The organism is Polaromonas sp. P1_G2, from assembly GCF_056405515.1.
Genome location: NZ_JBFUBY010000397.1, coordinates 1 through 2752, shown reverse-complemented (window position 1 = coordinate 2752; position 2752 = coordinate 1). Strand labels below are relative to the sequence as shown.

Sequence of the window (2752 nt, the reverse complement as noted above, 5' to 3'; positions counted from 1 at the left end):
GCCGCCGCCCTGGACGCCGCGCACGGCGGCACGCAATACAGCGACACATTGACCGCCGCCAGCGCCGCCTTGCTCGACCCCTCCACCTTGCCCTCGGCCCGCGTGCTGGCGGCCATGGCCGGCAAGCACGACAACTCCTTCGTCAAGTTTGCGCGTGCGCAGTCCCTGCAAACGCAAGCCCTTCTGCAGGCCCAGCCCCTGGGCGCGGAGGAGCTTGCCCGCTTTGCCGTAGTGACCGAGGAGTCCATCCAGGCGCAAAAGAAGATCGAAGCCTCGGACACCATGCCCTTCGAGATTTACCGGCAGCAGTATGTCTCGGCCGAGCGCCTGGGCATGCCGGGCCGCGAGGCCGTGGCCATCTGATTACGCTTCGGAGCGGCGCAGCCGGATGGCGTCCATATGACTGCTGAGAAACCGCCTCTGCGACGGAAGTTGCCATGTTCCAGCTTAGACAGTTAAGGACATTCGTCGCCGCGGCCGAAACGCTGAGCTTCACCCGCGCGGCGGAGCGAGTGCATCTAACGCAGCCCAGCGTGACCGAGCAGATCCGCGCGCTGGAAGATGCCGTCGGCCGCCCCCTTTTCGCCAGGCAACGCAACGCGCTGGCGCTGACGGACGCCGGCGGCAAGCTCCTGACGCGGGCGCGCGAACTGCTGGCCATGGCGGATGACACCCTTCACGCGGTGAAGGGCGATGCAGCGGCCACCGCGGCGAGCCTCACACTGGTTGCGCCTGAGACGCTCACCCTCACGGTTTTTACGCCGGTCATGGCCGATTACGCCCAACGCTACCCCAATGTCAGCTTGACGCTCCTGACCCGGAACTCGACGGACACCCTGTCAACAGTCAAGGACGGTTCGGCGGATCTCGGYCTGCTGCATGGGTTGCCCGCGCACACCGCCTCGTTGACCAGCGAAATTCTCAGCCGTGACGAGCCCGTGCTGGTCGTGCCGTCGGGGAACCCCTTGTCCCGGCGCCAAAGCGTCTCCATCCACGATTTCGCTGAAGAGAGGCTGGGTGCGACAACGCCGGGTTGCAGCTACCGCGCTTACCTGGATGCGCTTTTGCCATCAGACCGGGACATGCCCGGTATCAGCTTTGAAGCGGAAAGCGTTCGGAGCCTGATTGGCATGGTGGCCGCCGGGCTCGGCGTTTGCGTGCTGCCGCGGCTGGCCTTCAGAAGCGCCTTGCCCGGCGCCGGTGTCAGGGCTGTGCGCCTGGACGGCGCCATTCGGGACCTGCCGGTGTGTCTGGTCAGGCCCGCCAGGACGCATCGGCGCGAGCCTCTTCACGTGTCGGCCTTCGTTGGGATGTTGCGGGCGCGGATACCGGGGTTAGACCAGGCGATGCCCACCGTCGACATGCAGCACGGTCCCCGTGGTGTAGCCGTTACCCAGCAGGAAGACCATGGCGTGGGCGATGTCCTCGGGTGTGCCGACACGCCCCACAGGTAGGCGCTGCGCCATAGCGGCCAGCATCTGGTCGGCGTCAGGGCCGGCAACGTCTTCCCAGATCGGCGTTCTAACCCACCCCGGCGAAACCGCATTGACCCGGATGGGCGCGAGTTCAACCGCCATCGCGCGCACAACGCCTTCAAGGGCCGCGTTGATCGCCGCGACCGCAACGCCTTTGGGCCTGGGGCGGTACGCCGCGATACCGGACACGAAAGTCATCGATCCCCGCGCCGGCAACCGGGGTGACGCGTATTTGGCCAGCAGGATAGGGGCCAGGATTTTTGAATTCATGGCGCGCTCCAGCGCACTACGCTCCAGCGATTGCAGCATGACGTAAGAGCCGCCGATATCGGCGGCGGTGCAGACCAGGTGGTCCAGGCGGCCGATACGCTCGAACAGGGTCTGCACTTCCTGCTCGGAGGTTACGTCGGCCTGTTGAAGCTGCGGTGTTCCGTGGGCCCGCAGCTGCTCGCGCGCCGCTTCCAGCTTGGCAAGCGATCTTCCGACTACCGTGACCGCCGCGCCCTGGGTCAGGAGTTCCTGCGCCAGGGCCAGGCCCATGCCCGAGTTGCCCCCGACGACCACAACATGACTGCCCCTCAATGATGTATCCACTTTGATCCTGTAAAAGGTGGTTGAACAGGATGCCGATGGTGCGGGCGATCCGCAGCCGGCTCAAGCAGGAAGTTTCGATGAGGGTATTGGAATCTCCTATGCGGGGGACTTTGCAGAGGCGCTCGCGAAGGGCCCGCCGGGAGCTGGCAGGCTTCAGCCTGGTCCGCCAGCTTTAACAGCGCCTCTTCGCGCCAATAGTCCACGGCCCCATACCAGTTCTCCCACACGCAGCCGTTGCAGCCGCGGCCACAGCAGCTGTCGGGCTCGGAAGGTGGTTGACGCAGCGCGACGCCGGCGACGGCCCCGCGTGGACCTGGACCCTTTCGAGCCGGTCGGCATCAACGCGCAGACCATGCGTTTCCTCGATGTGTTCCTGCTGCACTGCCTGCTCGGCGACAGCCCGAAGGACACACCGCAGGAAATCGCTGAGCTCAGCACAACCAGCACCAGACGGCGGCGCGCGGCCGCGAACCCGGGCTCAAGCTCAAGCGCGGCGGGCAGGAAGTCACGCTGACGGGCTGGGGCGCCGAGCTGCTGGCCCAGTGCGCGCCCATCGCCGCCGCCCTGGACGCCGCGCACGGCGGCACGCAATACAGCGACACATTGACCGCCGCCAGCGCCGCCTTGCTCGACCCCTCCACCTTGCCCTCGGCCCGCGTGCTGGCGGCCATGGCCGGCAAGCA

At 66.6% G+C, this 2752-nt stretch carries 2 protein-coding genes and 3 pseudogenes; 3 read left to right on the top strand and 2 right to left on the bottom strand.

Translation table 11 applies throughout. The features are described from left to right. Positions 1 to 363 (top strand): annotated as a pseudogene (locus AC1D0P_RS24160) (glutamate--cysteine ligase); the annotation flags it as partial. A gap of 74 nt (positions 364 to 437) precedes the next feature. After that, the gene (locus AC1D0P_RS24155) at positions 438 to 1454 is read left to right on the top strand and encodes a LysR family transcriptional regulator (RefSeq protein ID WP_477679055.1); all 1017 of its coding nucleotides are present in this window, start codon (positions 438 to 440) and stop codon (positions 1452 to 1454) included. Here the strand turns inward: AC1D0P_RS24155 and AC1D0P_RS24150 are convergent. Together AC1D0P_RS24150 and AC1D0P_RS24145 are read right to left on the bottom strand one after the other, a co-directional pair. Then, on the bottom strand, positions 1335 to 2069 hold the full coding sequence (locus tag AC1D0P_RS24150) for an SDR family oxidoreductase (RefSeq protein ID WP_477679054.1): 735 nt from the start codon (positions 2067 to 2069) through the stop codon (positions 1335 to 1337). The two genes, AC1D0P_RS24155 and AC1D0P_RS24150, sit on opposite strands and share 120 nt — an antisense overlap. Positions 2070 to 2233: 164 nt before the next feature. Then, a pseudogene (locus AC1D0P_RS24145) lies at positions 2234 to 2365 on the bottom strand (oxidoreductase-like domain-containing protein); the annotation flags it as partial. 11 nt (positions 2366 to 2376) lie between these two features. Between AC1D0P_RS24145 and AC1D0P_RS24140 the strand changes: the two are divergent. Then, a pseudogene (locus AC1D0P_RS24140) lies at positions 2377 to 2752 on the top strand (glutamate--cysteine ligase); the annotation flags it as partial.